14 protein-coding genes are annotated in these 16,247 nt (G+C 42.2%); 12 read left to right on the top strand and 2 right to left on the bottom strand.

The genetic code is table 11. From position 1 onward, the window contains the following. Positions 1 to 49: 49 nt before the first annotated feature. From ACP8HG_RS15300 to ACP8HG_RS15285, 4 genes are all read left to right on the top strand, one after another. On the top strand, positions 50 to 1,198 hold the full coding sequence (locus ACP8HG_RS15300; protein WP_187046128.1) for an acyl-CoA dehydrogenase family protein: 1,149 nt from the start codon (positions 50 to 52) through the stop codon (positions 1,196 to 1,198). Positions 1,199 to 1,445: 247 nt separating this feature from the next. Beyond that, on the top strand, positions 1,446 to 3,068 hold the full coding sequence (locus tag ACP8HG_RS15295; RefSeq protein WP_067213550.1) for a long-chain fatty acid--CoA ligase: 1,623 nt from the start codon (positions 1,446 to 1,448) through the stop codon (positions 3,066 to 3,068). Positions 3,069 to 4,616: 1,548 nt separating this feature from the next. Next, a complete protein-coding gene (locus tag ACP8HG_RS15290) occupies positions 4,617 to 5,228 on the top strand; it encodes a DedA family protein (protein WP_438297085.1) in 612 nt (203 codons plus the stop codon). A 7-nt stretch (positions 5,229 to 5,235) separates the two neighbouring features. Next, the gene (locus ACP8HG_RS15285; protein WP_067213548.1) at positions 5,236 to 6,063 is read left to right on the top strand and encodes an undecaprenyl-diphosphate phosphatase; all 828 of its coding nucleotides are present in this window, start codon (positions 5,236 to 5,238) and stop codon (positions 6,061 to 6,063) included. Positions 6,064 to 6,159: 96 nt separating this feature from the next. On the opposite strand, the gene ACP8HG_RS15280 is transcribed toward ACP8HG_RS15285, so the two are convergent. Continuing rightward, complete coding sequence (locus ACP8HG_RS15280) at positions 6,160 to 6,900, bottom strand: IclR family transcriptional regulator (RefSeq protein ID WP_067213547.1); 741 nt, start codon at positions 6,898 to 6,900, stop codon at positions 6,160 to 6,162. Between the two features lie 188 nt (positions 6,901 to 7,088). Here ACP8HG_RS15280 and ACP8HG_RS15275 point away from each other — a divergent pair, with 188 nt between their 5' ends. The 8 genes from ACP8HG_RS15275 to ACP8HG_RS15240 all read left to right on the top strand — a co-directional run bounded on the left by ACP8HG_RS15275 (position 7,089) and on the right by ACP8HG_RS15240 (position 15,372). Continuing rightward, positions 7,089 to 7,943, top strand: a complete 855-nt coding sequence (locus ACP8HG_RS15275) for a dimethylarginine dimethylaminohydrolase family protein (protein WP_438298666.1) — start codon at positions 7,089 to 7,091, stop codon at positions 7,941 to 7,943. A gap of 20 nt (positions 7,944 to 7,963) precedes the next feature. Then, entirely contained in the window at positions 7,964 to 8,725 is a 762-nt protein-coding gene (locus ACP8HG_RS15270) for a dimethylarginine dimethylaminohydrolase family protein (RefSeq protein WP_438297082.1), read from the top strand. 43 nt (positions 8,726 to 8,768) lie between these two features. Further along, positions 8,769 to 10,187, top strand: a complete 1,419-nt coding sequence (locus tag ACP8HG_RS15265) for an amino acid permease (protein WP_067213545.1) — start codon at positions 8,769 to 8,771, stop codon at positions 10,185 to 10,187. A gap of 12 nt (positions 10,188 to 10,199) precedes the next feature. Further along, positions 10,200 to 11,837 (top strand): M20/M25/M40 family metallo-hydrolase, encoded by a 1,638-nt coding sequence (locus ACP8HG_RS15260; RefSeq protein WP_342539254.1) that lies wholly within the window; start codon positions 10,200 to 10,202, stop codon positions 11,835 to 11,837. 94 nt (positions 11,838 to 11,931) lie between these two features. Next, complete coding sequence (locus ACP8HG_RS15255; RefSeq protein WP_187046125.1) at positions 11,932 to 12,642, top strand: response regulator transcription factor; 711 nt, start codon at positions 11,932 to 11,934, stop codon at positions 12,640 to 12,642. Then, positions 12,632 to 13,993, top strand: coding sequence for an ATP-binding protein (locus ACP8HG_RS15250; RefSeq protein WP_438297079.1), 1,362 nt, complete (start codon positions 12,632 to 12,634; stop codon positions 13,991 to 13,993). The genes ACP8HG_RS15255 and ACP8HG_RS15250 overlap by 11 nt, the downstream gene beginning before the upstream one ends. Before the next feature lie 38 nt (positions 13,994 to 14,031). Continuing rightward, the gene (locus tag ACP8HG_RS15245; RefSeq protein WP_187046123.1) at positions 14,032 to 14,727 is read left to right on the top strand and encodes a PepSY domain-containing protein; all 696 of its coding nucleotides are present in this window, start codon (positions 14,032 to 14,034) and stop codon (positions 14,725 to 14,727) included. Positions 14,728 to 14,814: 87 nt separating this feature from the next. Further along, on the top strand, positions 14,815 to 15,372 hold the full coding sequence (locus tag ACP8HG_RS15240) for a PepSY domain-containing protein (protein WP_438297076.1): 558 nt from the start codon (positions 14,815 to 14,817) through the stop codon (positions 15,370 to 15,372). A 49-nt stretch (positions 15,373 to 15,421) separates the two neighbouring features. Here ACP8HG_RS15240 and ACP8HG_RS15235 read toward each other — a convergent pair whose 3' ends face one another. After that, a complete protein-coding gene (locus tag ACP8HG_RS15235) occupies positions 15,422 to 16,156 on the bottom strand; it encodes an MBL fold metallo-hydrolase (protein WP_067213539.1) in 735 nt (244 codons plus the stop codon). Between the last annotated feature and the right edge of the window lie 91 nt (positions 16,157 to 16,247).

Here is a 16,247-nt window from a genome sequence, read left to right as displayed (position 1 = left end):
AACTCAAACAGGTTCCAAAGCACATGTTACAAAAGGAGGGGCTAGGCCGTTGGCGAGATACAGATTTGAAATGGATGAGCACGTCATGTTTCGAGATTCACTTCGGAAGTTTCTTCAAAAAGAAGCAGTTCCGCACTACGATAAATGGGAAAAAGACCGGCTTATACCAATCGCATTTTGGAAAAAACTTGGGGAGATGGGGTTCCTCTGCCCGCAAGTGGATGAAAAATACGGAGGGCTTGGTCTGGATTTCAGCTTTAGTGTAATCATCGGGGAAGAACTTGAGCGTGTAGGCGCGGGTCTCACAGGGGTAGGCTTGCACAATGACATCGTTGTTCCATATATTGAATCGTTCGGCACAATGGAGCAGAAAGCGCGCTGGCTACCTGGTTGTGTAAGCGCTAACAATATTACCGCTATTGCAATGACAGAGCCAGGAACAGGATCGGACTTGGCTAATATCTGGACGACGGCAATTAAAGATGGGGACCATTACGTCGTGAATGGTCAAAAGACGTTTATCACAAACGGTATTAATGGGAATCTTATACTCGTTGCTGTAAAAACTGACCCATATGCCGAACCGAAACATCGTGGCGTCAGTTTGCTTATTATAGAAGAAGGTACGCCAGGTTTCACAAAAGGTCGAAAACTCGATAAAGTAGGGCTGCATTCGCAAGACACGGCGGAATTGTTCTTTGAAGATTGCCGTGTACCTGTAACGAACTTAATTGGCGAAGAAGGAAAAGGATTTAGCTATCTAATGGAGAAACTACAGCAGGAACGGCTTGTTGTTGCGATTGCCGCACAAACGGCATCAGAGGATATGCTAGAAATGACACTTGAGTATGTAAAATCGCGGAAAGCATTTGATAAGCCGATTGGTTCGTTTCAAAACACGCAGTTTAAACTTGCTGAAATTGCAACGAAAGTGGAGATTGGAAAAGTGTTTCTAGAATCACTTATCGAAGATCATCTAGCAGGAAAAGATGTCGTCACAAAAGTATCGATGGCGAAATATTGGCTGACCGATACGGCGCGAGAAATTTCTGCAGAATGTATGCAGTTGCACGGTGGGTACGGTTATATGGAAGAATATAAAATTGCGAGACGTTACAGGGATATCCCTGTGGCATCGATTTACGCAGGGACGAATGAAATCATGAAAGTCATCATCGCGAAGAATATGGGCTTGTAGAAATTAGGGTTGCTTAATAAGTTGATATAAAGAACGCCATTGAATCTGTCTTGGCGCTCGGCTAACCTTTTAAGGCACATACGCTCAGTTTGTACACCGTATTCAATACTGCAAACTATATAAATAAGTAGGAATAACTTGGTTTCGTAGGGCATATTATCTTTCGGGACCATATGTGACGTATACCTACTATTATAATGCACTGTTTACGTAAAAAATATTCTACATGAAAAGGGGCGAGATTAGTATGATGCAAACACCACTATTATTATCTTCCTTTATTAAACGAGCAGAGCAATATTTCCCTAACAAATTAATTATTTCACGAACAGGAGAAAACTCGATTCACCGGATTCCATATCGTGAGTTCGCAAAAAGAACACGCAAACTGGCAGATGCCCTGACGAAACTCGGGATGGAGCACGGAACGAAAGTTGGATCGTTTGCTTGGAATCACCATCGACATTTAGAAGCGTATTTCGGTGTGCCGGGAACAGGTGCCATCCTTCATATGATCAATATACGATTATCTCCGGAACATATTGCATACGTTATCAACCATGCCGGGGATGAAATCCTGCTTGTCGATGATAATCTGTTTCCGCATCTTGAAAAACTTGCGCCTTATCTGAAAACGGTGAAACATTATATCATCATGGGAGACAGCACTGAAATACCTGAAACATCTCTCGAAAATGTCCATTCGTATGAAGCACTTCTAGCTGAAGCATCTGAAGACTTTGTATTCCCAGAGGATCTCGATGAGAATACGCCAGCTGGCATGTGCTATACATCCGCTACGACGGGCAATCCGAAAGGAGTCGTCTATACCCATCGCGGACTTGTTCTGCATAGTTATGCGCTAGGACTAGCTGATGCTATGGGCTTATCGGAGAGAGATGTAATTCTGCCAGTCGTGCCAATGTTCCACGTCAATGCATGGGGAATGCCATTCGCCGCGGTCTTTTTTGGTACAACACAAGTCCTGCCGGGGCCAGGCTTAAATCCGAAGCTGTTGCTGGACTTGATCGAGCAGGAGAAGGTGACTGTAACAGCGGGAGTTCCGACAATTTGGCTAGCAGTGCTGAAGGAGCAGGAGGAGAGTCCGAGAGACTTGTCATCACTTAGAGCCGTTGTAAGCGGTGGTTCAGCTTCACCAAAAGGATTGATCCGTGCATTCGAAGAAAAACTTGGTGTACCGTTCATCGTTGGCTATGGCATGACTGAAACATCGCCACTAGTCAGTCTATCTGTCTATTCGTCAGGGATGACCGATTTAACAATGGATGAGAAAATCGATGTCCGTGCACTTCAAGGGATGCCGATGCCGGGTCTTGAAGTCCGTATTGTTAATGAAGCCGGAGATGCGCCTTGGGATGGTAAAACAATGGGCGAATTAGCTATTCGGGGACCTTGGATTGCAAGCGAATATTACAATGATGAGCGTACAGCAGAAGCCTTCCGTGATGGCTGGCTATTCACAGGCGATATCGCAGTTATGACAGAGTTTGGCTATCTTAAATTGATGGACCGCACAAAAGATTTGATCAAGAGTGGAGGCGAATGGATTTCGTCTGTTGACTTGGAGAATGCGCTGATGACGCATGAAGATGTTTTTGAAGCGGCAGTGATAGCAATACCGCATGAGCAATGGATTGAACGTCCACTGGCGTGTGTTGTCTTGAAAGAAGGGAAGGTTGCTGACGAAGAGATGAAACAGCGGTTGCTAACCTATTTGGCAGGCCAGTTCGCTAAATTATGGGTACCGGACGATGTTGTCTTCTTGGATGAAATCCCGAAAACATCCGTCGGTAAATTCCTGAAAGCCTCATTACGTAATCAATTGACGGAACATTATCAGCAAGTGTAAAACACACAAAAAGGGGCCGTAACCACACTGGTTTGGTCTTTTTTTCATTTCAACGTATATAGATTCGTTTCAGGCCTTAATAAGCTCCGCAATGAGAACAGTATAGTAAATTAACACACGTGTTGATTTACTAGAAATAACCAGAAAATAACTTAATCAAATACTAAGCATCCCCCGTACAGTTGCTTAGATTGCTTTGGATCGAACGACTCCTATATCTTTACCGGGGTATCTTAATCTATAGGATGCTACTTCGTCGCATCCCTATAGATTTTTTCGGTAATCGTATGGTGGTCGTTCATCTGTCGCTCTCTAAAGGTGCAAGTACATGAAGTGCGAAAGCTTTTTTGAGACGAAAGAATAGTGGGCTTGTTACCTGGATAAAGGCAGTCAACCGAACAGCAAAGGGTTCGGTTTGTATAAGTCGTAACTAGCCACACCTGTCTCACGGAAAAACTATCGTGATTATTTTAGCCGAAAGCGAGCCGGAAAAGTACTAGTCCAAATGAAAAAAATCGCGCCTACCTTAGAAGAATATTATGTGAGGAAATGGTTAATCAACAGACGTGATTAATTAACCTATATGTGTTGAATTAAAGAATCCCATTGAATTTACTGTGGCGCTTAATAAGGAGAGAGTTTTAATTCGAGGTGTGGATTGTAGAACGCTTGGTGCTTTGCGGATGCCCTGCGCTAGGCTTGTTCATTATCGAGAGAAATGTGATTTTAAGATGTATTTGCGAGGTTATAAGGTGATTACTAGTTGATACTACTTATATTCAAGAAAGACGTGCCTTAGCTTGCAGACTTCATCACAGATAATGAAATGCTCTTTCTCACATAGACCATCTAGCGAAGGCGCGTCTTCGTGGTAGCCGGAGTGATAAGACTGAAAGCGGTCTTCTTTCTGGCTTATCGCGGGAGGCATCCACAAAGCGTCGAAGCGGTATTTGTAGGAGTTCTATTTCATTCCAAGTATCAGTACTTTTCAGCGGCCTCAAAAAAGACTTTGTAAAGCGCATATGCCGTATGCATTTATGCAACATATATAGTGTAGTTTTAGTACTTGAATAGTCAACCAGATAGTTAGTACTTTAGTGAATCGTATTCCTGATATTCAGTATAAATATAACTTACCAGACTATGTATTATATATAGCTTGGTGGGTAGTGTATAACTTCATTGATCATGGTGGGAGGATTGTTAACTGGGGAGGAAATTGTGGATATCTATCTCTAGAATTTGATTAATAACCCAAAAAGATGATTTTCGATAGAAAATTCTGAAACTATAAACATTTTTTCGAGTTATCAACTGATGACTGTTGATAACTAGGCACTTTATGAAGTTATCAACAAAAAATGAACAATCCTCTAGAATGATTCAAGCGGGTAATACCGACGTAGAATCATAGGAATGGACTCTTTTGCATAAAATAATTGATAAGAAAGGCAACTTCTTCTTATAAAGGAACGTCTATTCATTTCACGAAGTCAGTTTGCACTTGCATTCGGTATTTAGTAAAGTAATAGTTGGTGGGGGCGAAGCGTGGAAAATTGGATTACTGAATTTATGGACCAGTTTGGCTATTTTGGTGTGTTTTTATTAATCATGATTGAGAATGTGTTTCCACCAATACCATCTGAAGTTATTTTGACATTCGGTGGATTCATGACGACGTATTCGGATATGACTCGAATGGGTGTAATCATTGCAGCAACGGTCGGATCAATTATTGGGGCGATGATTTTGTATAGTATCGGGTTATTTCTCGATGTGGCACGCCTTGAGAAAATTGTTGATCGGTGGGGTGGCGTTTTACGTCTTACTCGAAAAGATATCCGTAAGGCCGATGCATGGTTCGACAAATATGGTCCGTGGACAGTGCTACTCTGTCGCCTAGTTCCACTAATACGGAGCCTAATCTCGATTCCAGCAGGTATGTCGAATATGAACTTCCCGCTATTCATTTTACTTACAACAATCGGTAGTCTGATCTGGAATACGGCACTTGTTATGATCGGCGCAGCAGTCGGCGACAATTGGCAATCGATTGTTCATTATATGGACATCTATTCGAACGTTGCGTACGCACTGCTAGCAATTGGCGGAATTGCGATTTGCATTTGGTATATTCGCTTCCGTAGAAAGAGAGTGTAACTAACTTATGGAATTATTTGATTTGATTAAAGCGTTAATACTTGGATTTGTTGAAGGTATGACGGAGTTCGCACCTGTATCATCGACGGGTCACTTGATCATTGTCGATGATATGTGGCTGAAGACAGAAGAGTTTTTAGGTAAATATCCCGCGATTACATTTAAGATTGTTATCCAGCTAGGATCGATTTTAGCGGTTGTCGTCGTATTTTGGAAACGTCTTTTTAGCCTAGTCGGACTTTATAAGATTGATGGTAAAAAGATGAATTCACGTTTCAATTTAGGGCATGTCATTATCGGTATGCTTCCGGCAGTCATTCTTGGATTTGCGTTTAAAGATCTGATTGATGATTATTTATTCGGAGTGGAAACGGTTATTTTTGCCTTGGTGGCAGGGGCTATTCTTATGATTGTGGCTGATAAATTTGGTCCAAAAAAACCGAAAGTACAAACGTTGGATCAAATCACATACAAACAGGCATTCTCGGTTGGTCTTGTCCAATGTCTGTCATTATGGCCAGGATTTTCGCGCTCAGGCGCCACGATTTCGGGTGGTGTACTGTTCGGCATGAACCATAGAACGGCGGCAGATTTCACGTTCATAATGGCTGTTCCAATTATGATGGGTGCAAGTCTTGTATCGGTTTTGAAAAACTGGGAGTACTTATCAATGGATAATCTGTCGTTTTATATCGTCGGATTCATCAGTGCATTCATCTTTGCGCTTATCTCGATTCGCTTCTTCTTGAAGCTCATCTCACGCGTCAAGCTTGTACCGTTCGCAATTTACCGACTTATATTAGCAGCTGTGCTAGCGGTTATTGTGTTTTTATAAGAATCTGAAACGACTCCTGCACATTGGTGCGCGGGAGTCGTTTTTTTGTCTTTGCAATGCAGTCTGAAAATATCTGAACTACTAATAAATTGGCAATTAATTACTGTTCGAACCTAGTTTTTCCGAAATCCGTCTACCTGTTTCCATAACTTTTTCAATAAGGAAATCCATCCGATTTTCAGTCAGATTGAAACTGACGAAGCCTATACTGATTGCCCCGACAACTTCTCCTAATCCATCAACAATGGCCACCGCGACAGAAGAAGTACCTTCCGTCCTTTCACCGTGACTCGTAGCATATCCTAGTTTTTTTATCTGTTTTAGCGTTACTTCTACTGGAGCCAATTGTTCGATAGGCAACAGTTTCTTCAAAATGTCCGTGGACTTAAAAGAAGGCATATTGGCAAGCATCGCTTTATTAGCCGCACCGATATTCATTGGAATGCGCAAACCGAGTTGGTCATAAATCCGGATTGTATTATTTTCACTATCTATTCTCTCTAAAATAATTGCTTCTAATCCTGCGGGGCGGCTTAGATAGACACTTTCATCTACTTCATGGCTCAAACGTTCTAGCTCTGGCCTTATTTTAGTGACATAATCCATCGAATCATACACTTGCAAACCGTATTCTAACCAAATCGTTCCGAGCCGATAGCATTTCGTACGCTCATCCTGCTCCACCATACCTTGTTTAATCATCGCTTTCAGCAATCTATGCATTGTACTGAGTGGTAATTCGCATTGCTTGGAAAGGTCTGAAATAGACACTCCGTTTTCTGAAGTGTGTGTAGCAAGAGTTTTGGCTACGATCATAGCGCGGTCAATTGATTGCATTTAAAGCACCACCTATCATATAAATAACTAAGTAAAATTCATTACTCTGAAAAAAAGAATTAAAAGTATTTGAAATACATTGACATTGTACCATGAAGAGAATATATTTTATATATAAACTTTCCGTTATTCGGAAACGTTTTCCACTATGCGGAAAAGGGTGACGTAAATTGACTTATTGTTCATCAATGTACAGTCCATTAGAACGGGTGATTGTAAAGCATCCAAATGAAGCTTTTCAAAATCAAAATCATCTCGCGGATCAATGGAAAACATTCAATTACCTTGAGGAACCGAATTTTAAAGAGGCGGTTCGCGAGTATTCGAATTTTATAGGGATTCTTGAAAAATATGTCCCACAGATTGATTATTTACCTGCATCGCCTGAAGTTGGTATGGATTCGTTGTATGCACATGATCCGGTGAAGTTTACGCCAGCAGGAGCAATCATTTTGAAATCAGGTAAAAAACTGAGACAACCGGAAGCGGTAGTATATAAAAAGTTTCTTGCAGAAAGAGAAATTGCTATTGTTGGTGAGTTGACTGGAGACGCAGTGTCAGATGGCGGTGATATTGTTTGGTTGGACGACAAGACACTTGTTGTAGGCCGTGGATACCGTACGAATGATGAAGCAATCCGGCAATTGAAAGAAATGACAGCGTCTTTCGTCGACGAATTCATCGTCGTTCAACTACCACATGATCAAGGAGAAGCGGAATGTCTGCATCTTATGTCGTTCATCAGTATGGTCGATCGTGATTTGGCAGTCGTGCATTCACCACTAATGCCTGTTTTTTTCCGGCAGTTGTTGATTGAACGAAAAATCCAGCTAATTGAAGTTCCGAAAGATGAATATGACACACTTGGTTGCAACGTGTTGGCACTGGCACCACGGGTTTGTGTAATTGTTTCTGGAAACGCTTCCACGAAAAAACAATTGCTCGATGCTGGAGCTATAGTTTATGAATATAAAGGTGAAGAAATAAGTGTAAAAGGGACGGGGGGGCCAACGTGTTTGACTTCTCCCGTAGTAAGAAACTAAAAATGAGGAGTGGAATGGATATGTATTCAAACGTAATTGTAAAAACACCTGGGGAAAGCTATTTGAATGGATTGACGACTTCTGATTTAGGAAAGCCCGTATTTGAAAAGTTACTAGATCAGCATAAAGAGTATATTGAAGCGTTGGAAAAGTGCGGCGTGACTGTTACACATCTTCCAGCAAGTGAAGAATTCCCGGACTCGACATTTGTAGAAGATGCAGCCGTGTTGACATCTGATTTCGCGGTTATTACAAATCCAGGAGCGGAATCACGTAATGGAGAAATCAAGGAAATCGAAGCTACTCTAAAAGGATTTTATGAGAAATTTTACTATATAAAATCGCCAGGAACACTAGATGGTGGCGATATTCTCCAAGCGGAGAACAATTTCTATATTGGGATTTCTGAACGGACGAATGAAGAAGGAGCACTTCAATTGAAAGGGATATTAGAACAACAAGGTTATGAAGCTACGATTATTCCGTTAAAAGAGTTTTTCCATTTGAAAACAGGAATTGCTTACCTAGGAGATAACCGGATGGTCGTTGCGGGAGAATTTGTGGATCATCGAGCATTTGATTCATATGAAAAAATTGTTATAGGTAAGGAAGACGAGTATTCAGCCAACTGTATCCGTGTGAATGATTATGTCATTATTCCGTCAGGATATGAAGAAACAAAACGTAAATTTAATGAAGCGGGCTATGAAACAATCGAACTGGAAATGTCTGAAGTTCAGAAGCATGACGGCGGATTAAGCTGTTTGTCATTACGCTTCTAACCGTAATCGAAAAGTAAATGGGGAAAACAGGGGAGTGAATATCATGTCAAACAAAGGGGAACAACCGCAAGATAATCTATTAAAACGTTCTATGAAAAGCCGTCACTTGTTTATGCTCTCTCTCGGAGGAGTAATTGGAACCGGTCTGTTTCTGAATGCAGGCTATACAATTAATCAAGCCGGCGCGGGGGGAGCGCTGCTTGGATACTTATTCGGTGGTTTGATTTTATATATGGTTATGGTTTGTCTTGGCGAGCTGGCTGTCCATATGCCTGTGACAGGGTCTTTCCAAACATATGCAACGCGTTATATTAGTCCTTCGGCTGGTTTTTCACTTGGCTGGATGTATTTTGTAGGTTCGGCTGCCACTGCGGGAGTGGAATTCACTGCTGCTGGAATACTTATGCAACATTGGTTCCCAAATGTTCCGATTTGGATTTGGTGTTTGATATTTATGGTCCTCTTATTCTCTTTGAATGCGTTGTCGACGAGAGGATTTGCAGAAGCTGAATTCTGGTTTGCGGGTATTAAAGTCCTTGCAGTTATTTTGTTCCTTATCATTGGGTTTGCGGCGATTTTTGGCTTCATTCCTATGGAAGGTCGTTCAACACCCTTCTTAACAAATTTAGCTCCTACAGGGTTATTCCCAGCGGGCATCGCGATCGTGTTTGTGACGATGATGAACGTTATCTTCTCCTATCAAGGTTCGGAGTTGGTTGGAATTGCGGCAGGGGAAACAGAAAATCCTGAAAAGAACATACCAAAAGCAATCCGAACGATAATTTTTAGAATTGTCATTTTCTATATCGCTTCGATTATTGTTTTATCGGCTATTTTTCCTGCATCCGAACTTGGTTTACTTGCCAGTCCGTTTGTGACATTGATGGAAATTGCCGGCGTTCCGTACGCGGCGGGTATTATGAACTTTGTTATCTTGACGGCGATTTTGTCAGTGGGAAATTCGTGTTTATATGCGTCAACGCGACTTCTATGGGCAATGTCAAACGAAGGGATGGCACCTAAGATGTTCGGGCGATTATCGAAAAATAGAGTACCGCTCAATGCACTTATCTTCACAATGTCGTTCTCCCTCTTATCATTATTGACAAGTGTGATGGAAGCAGAGGCAGTGTTCGTATTACTCATGTCGATTGCAGGAATAGCTGTCACAATTTCGTGGATGGGGATTGCGACATCTCAATTGATGTTCCGTCGTCACTATTTGAAAGAGGGCGGAAAATTGGAAGACTTAAAATATAAAGTCCCTTTCTATCCTTATGTCCCATTGTTTTGTATCGCCTTTTGTCTTCTTATTCTCGTCTTTTTGGCATTCGATCCAACACAGCGGATTGGGTTATACTACGGGGTCGGATTTTTAGTTGCATGTATGCTGTTTTATAAATTCAGGTTGGAAAAAAAGAACAAGGTTAGTGTTGAAACCGAAGTGAAACCTGTAAATTAAAGGAGAATTATTATGAACCAATTACTATGGGGCACACCCTCTACACTTCGGTCACTGTTATGTGAACTCGTTAGCTGGGACAGCCGTACGTTAACTGAAGGGGAGAATACATTTGCTCCCAAATTAGAGGCGAAATTAAATGAACTAGCGTATTTCATAAATAAACCGAATCAGTTGGCACTTCACGATGCAGGGCTTGGTCGTCAAGCTGTCACTGCTTTGTACAAGCATCCCGAAGCAACAGAAACGATTGTTCTTATAAGTCACTTCGATACCGTATGGACTGAAGAATATGGTGTGTTGGAGCCGTTTGCATTTTATCCGGAAATGCTGACGAAAATGTTGTCTGAACCCCAGCATAATGCTGATCTTCCGGAGGATGCACGCATCGACTTGGAGACCGGAAATTACTTGTTTGGTCGAGGCACAATGGATATGAAAATGGGGCTTGCGCTTCATATGCAACTCATTGAAAAAGCCAGTGTTGAAAAATGGCCAATCAATCTATTATTAGCTACCGTTCCTGATGAGGAAGTTAACTCAGCAGGGATGCGTGCTGTAGTGAAGGAGCTTGTCCGTATTCGTGAGGAGCAAGGGTTAACGTATAAACTATTTTTAAATAGCGAGCCATCGTTTTCCCAAAACCCAACGGATATTGCTGAATATGTTTACTCGGGTACCATCGGGAAAATCATGCCCGCTGCATTGTTCTATGGCAAAGAAACGCATGTCGGCGAGCCAATGAAAGGTATGACTGCGAACTATATTGCTTCATATCTGACACAACGGATGGAATGGAACGAATTATTCCGCGAGACGGATCTTGGAGAAAGTACGCCGTTGCCGGTTTCATTGCAACAAAAAGATTTAAAGCTTCAATACTCGACGCAAACGCCTTACCGCGCAGTAGCATTATATAATGTTTTCCTGATGAAGCGTACGGCATCGGAAGTGATGGATTTGTTCGAACAAGTGGCACTTGAGGCAATGGCAGCGTGCAACGATAGCTACAAGGTTATTTGTGAACGAGAGCAAGTGAAAGGCGTAGGGGAAGTGAACGTTTTGCGTTATGAACAGCTCCTTGAACATGCTTTGCTAAAATTAGGGGAAAAAGAAGTGGATCGCTTGAAGCAAGAAGTACTCCATAACGAAGAGTGGGATGATCGTGAAAAATCGCTTCGTATCGTCGATAACTTGATGATCCAATGCCAGGAACTTGCGCCGGCAACTGTCCTTCTTTATGCACCACCTTACTATCCAGCCATTAACTCGTCGGATAACCCGCTTGTCATCCAGTCGATTGAATTGATGAAGAAAACAGCGGAAACATTTAATAATACAGTCGAACAGATTCATTACTTCAACGGTATCTGTGACCTAAGTTATGTTAACTACGATGACGACACAAATGGCTGGGCTGCATTCGAAAGCAATACGCCGGTATGGGGCGAAACGTATAGCATTCCATTCACTGAGATGGCCCAGTTGAAAGCGCCCGTGTTCAATGTAGGTCCGTTTGGGAAAGATGCACATCAACGGACGGAGCGTTTACATGTCGACAGTGCTTTTGTGGAAATGCCTGTTATGCTGGAAACGCTCGTGAAGAGCATGTATGTCACGAATGAAAGTTTGGAAACATGTACAGGCTAATATAACTGAAATGTGGAGACCTTCGGAAATAGTGAAGGTCTCTATTTATTGTCTGCATCTGTTAAGATGAAAGAAAAAGTGGCAGGTGAATCGAATGAAAGAGCAAATCTTAATCATCGAAGACGAAGAAAATATCGCACGTGTCCTTCAGCTTGAGCTTGAGTTTGAGGGCTATGAAACGGGCATTGCACATACAGGACCAGACGGGCTTATCAAATATCGTGAACAACGATGGGATCTTGTTCTATTAGATCTTATGTTACCTGGATTGAATGGGTTAGACGTATTACGACGGATTCGAGCAACAGAAGCAGACACGCCAGTCATATTATTGACGGCGAAAAGTGATGTGGAAGATAAGGTGGCCGGGCTTGACCTCGGGGCGAATGATTATGTGACGAAACCTTTTGAAATCGATGAATTACTCGCAAGGATTCGTTCGGCACTTAGATTCTCTAAACCTGTGGCGTCTGTAGAGACTAAAGACGAACATCTCCTTGAATTTGCGGGTTTGTCTCTTCATGAGCAAACACGTGACGTAACAAGAAATGGCCGCTCCATTGAGCTAACACCACGGGAGTACGATCTTTTACTTCATCTGCTGAAACACCCAAACCAAGTGTTGTCACGTGAACAGTTGCTAGACGCTGTTTGGGGATTCGACTATTACGGTGATACAAACGTCGTGGATGTGTACATTCGATATGTCCGGAAGAAAATCGAACAAGGGGAAAAAAGCACGCTTATCCAAACGATACGGGGTGTTGGTTATGTTTTAAAGGAGCAACAGGTTAATGAAGCTTAAAACAAAGATTCACCTTTTTTCTACGTTGCTGATGCTCGTTATCTTAACGTTGACGAACACGGGCATCTATTTTGTGTACGGGAAATTGGCATATGACACGGAGTATAATCAGCTAAAAACGCAATCGCAAGACTTGATTGCTTCGCTCAGCCAGATGACCGAAAAAACGAATCCAGCGACGGTTCTCCATGCCTACAGACCACCGAATGGTGCGGTCCGTATTTTGGATCCAACGGGCAAGTTGAAAGTGGAGTCCGAATCGGCGGAAGGAATTAGAAGTTACCATCCTGAAATAAAACCAGGCGAACGCTATTCAATCGGTGAATTTGACAATACACCGATACTTACGATGCGCGAGCCAGTTATTTGGACAGACGGAAAAGTGGTTGAACTGCAAACGATTCAACTGCTAAGTGATGTAAAACATAATTTGAGCTTGCTCAAGCTTATCCTCTTCGGAGTGACCCTTATCGCGATGATTCCCATAACGATCTCAAGCGTTGCGCTTGGTCGCATCGTGATCCAACCAATTGATAATCTCATTAAAACGATGTCACAAAGCCGGCAAACGGGAACATACGAGAAGATTGAGGTCCCAGCCGAAGGGAAGGACGAAATGGCGCAGATGGGCCATGAGTTCAACGATATGATGGGGCAACTCGAGAGCAATTTTAAAAAACAAGAACAGTTCGTTTCCAATGCCTCGCATGAATTAAAAACGCCGCTCACTGTTATAGAAAGCTACGCGCGGCTTCTCTCACGCCGCGGATTTGATGACCTTTCGGTGGCAAAAGAGGCAGTCGGAGCAATTCTTGGGGAATCCATTCGGATGAAGGATATGATTGAGCAAATGCTCCATCTTGCAAGAAATCAAGAACATGTTGCGTTTAAGTTTGAGGAAACGGATATTAATTCTTTGGTTGAAAAGACCTTACAACCAATGCGTCATGCACACGCAAGAGATTTCATTCTAGAAGGGAACGGTTCTGTGGTTGTGGTAACAGATGCTGAAAAACTTAGGCAATTATTATTCATCCTCCTTGATAATGCACGAAAATATAGCGAACGAGAAATTAAAACGACTATTTCGAAAAATGAAACTTCTATTTCCGTTGCTGTTACTGACTATGGAAACGGAATCCCTAAAGAAGCCTTGCCGCACATTTTTGACCGATTCTATCGAGTCCATGAAGACCGAAACCGTAAAACAGGTGGAACGGGCCTTGGGCTGGCAATTGCTAAGGAACTTGCAGATGGTCTTGGAGCAGAATTGAATATAGAAAGTAGCGTTGGCGTAGGAACCACCTTCCGGATCATCATGCCCAAAAAACAGATTCTCACCGATTTTTAATGTTGGAATCGTATGATGAATGAAAGGAGGCGAGGAGTATGCATTTTTTGAAAAAATCATGGTTTATTCCGTCCCTGTTAACCTTAGTACTTCTAACGGTGGGCGGATTTTATATAGGAAGTTTGATCAATAAGCAGGAACCGATGGCGGCTGATACGATCCGAACTCAGTTGGAGAGCATGTACGGTGGAACTGTTGACCGCATCTCAATAACGAACGGCGTTTATCAAGCAGAAATGAGTCGAGGTGAAGCGGTTTATTCGGCTGAAGTTGACGCAATGACAGGAAGTGTTTTATCGCTTACCCAGACTGGTGAAATGAAGGAAGAGATTCCGGACGTGCTTTCTGAGTCTAAGGTGAAAGAAATTATAGCGGGGAAATATAGCGGTGAAACGGAACGGATTTCATTGATTACAGGCGGGGAAACCCCGATTTACGAGGTGAAGCTGTCGAAAGACCCGAAGTTTACAAAGGTGACAGTCGACGCCATGACGGGGAAAATAATCACTGAAACCGTGAAGGAAACGACAGGGGAAAATGCGCTTATTACCAAGGAACAGGCAATTGCAATTGCGCAAACTCAACTAAAAGGTGATGTAGATGACTTTTCGTATGAAAAAACAAGCGATGGAGGCTACTACCTAATCGAAATCGAAGCAGCTGATGACCGGGAAGGTACCTTCCAGATTCATGCAATTTCAGGAAAAATAATGTCTGTCACATGGGATGACTAATCTCTCATCAAATTCTAATACTCCTCACAATGTCCTCTCATGTTCGCCGAGTAATATGAAGGTAACAACAAAAGGAGGAGATACAAGATGAAGAAATGGATGATGATTCCAGCATTGGCTGGCGTGCTTGTAATAGGTGGAGTTGCGGTGGCTGGGAACGCGGGACATAGTTTCGCGGCGACGCCAAAAGGTTTATTGACGATGGAAGAAGCGGAAGCAATTGCTGTAAAATCAGTAGGTGGAACAGTGACTGGAATTGAATTGGACCGTGAACTAGTGGGTGATATTTATGAGGTTGAAGTTAAATCAAACGGCTTTGAATATGATCTCGATATCGATGCCAAAACAGGAAAAGTATTGCGCACAGATAAAGAAAATGATAATGATGACGACTTTGATAACGACGATTCAGACGATAAAATGATTGTTCAAAATGGTAAATTCATAACAGAAAAGGCTGCTGTCAATATTGCGATGAAACAAGCAAAAGGCACTGTGACAGAAGTGAAATTAGACGAAGATGATGGCCGAGTAGTCTATGAAATCGAAATTCGAGATGGAAAATATGACTACGACTTCGATATTGATGCAATTTCAGGTGAAGTTCTGAAATTTGAAAAAGATAGTGATAAAGATAACGATTGAAGTAATAGGGCTGTTCCTGAACAGCCCTATTTTTATGGAGAAAAGTAATTTAGACTTCATATACTTTCCCAACTTCAGCAAGTTCAGTAGGTCCATCATATACAACAACAGCCGCATCAAGAATTTCTTCAATATTTCCGTGCAACGGCAAGTGGGTTAACACAAGTTGTTTTACTCCCGCCAATTTCGCCATTCTTCCAGCTTCGCTTCCGCCCATATGACCTGGTGCTTTCCCGACGTGTTCTTCATATAAATTGGCCTCGCTAATTAAAAGATCAGCCCCGCGTGCGAAATCAATCAGTTCATCTCGCCATTCTGTATCTGCGGTGAGTACAATGGACTGGCCACCGACCTTGAATTTCATTGCCAAGCAATAGACGGGATGTACCGTACGGCAAAAGCTCACTTTAAATGGACCTATTTGAATGACATCATCTTCTGAAATACCAATGCCTACTGTTTGATCTTGGTACGAGAGTTTTGCGAAATTCTCTTGATCTTTAGTGTGCCCATAAATCGGTAATGGAGGAGCTTGATGACCTAGATAAAAATTAATGATCCTGCTGAATTGGAGACTCCCGACATCAGCAATATGGTCTGCGTGATAATGACTGATGACAACGGCGTCAATTTTTTCTAAAGGTAAATAATTTTGCAATGAGGAAAGTACGCCACTGCCGCAATCAATGAGACAATGGAAGTTATCGTGTTCGATCAAAAAAGACGAAGTGGCACTATTTGCTTTCGGGTATCCACCCCAGATACCGATTGGTGTTATTTTCATTATGAATTCCTCCAATTCCATTGCAAGTGAAAAAAGTGTACCTTGAAACGGAGTCAATTGAAAGTAGGAAGTGTAGAATAATATTGACCCT

The sequence above is a fragment of the Sporosarcina sp. FA15 genome (assembly GCF_051550195.1).
In the GTDB taxonomy this organism is placed as follows: Bacteria; Bacillota; Bacilli; order Bacillales_A; family Planococcaceae; genus Sporosarcina; species Sporosarcina psychrophila.
The sequence above is the reverse complement of the archived record's forward strand: the minus strand, read 5'-3'. Positions and strand labels throughout refer to the sequence as shown.